Origin of the sequence: Virgibacillus sp. 7505, assembly GCF_002272135.1 — a bacterium.
Classification (GTDB): domain Bacteria; phylum Bacillota; class Bacilli; order Bacillales; family Amphibacillaceae; genus Terribacillus.
The window spans coordinates 1-231 of sequence record NZ_NPBF01000336.1; the positions used below are offsets into that span (position 1 = coordinate 1).

Consider the following 231-nt stretch of genomic DNA (forward strand, 5'->3'; position numbering starts at 1 on the left):
CGTTTATTGTCTCTGTACCAAGTAACCATCGCTACTACTACCCTGAAAATGCGAAAGAACCATGGGAATTCATTTACATTTCTTTGCAAGGAGCATCTGTGCAAGACATTTGGCAACGGCTGATCCAAAAGTCAGGCCCGATTGTTTCACTGCCGCCAAACTCGCCGCTTATCCGCTCCCTTTATTCGATTTATGCGGACACAAAAGCGGACGGGCTGCGCGACCCTTATT

General features: G+C 47.6%; 1 pseudogene. It reads left to right on the plus strand.

What is annotated here, in order from left to right:
• Positions 1–231: pseudogene (locus CHH91_RS21020) on the plus strand (AraC family transcriptional regulator); the annotation flags it as partial.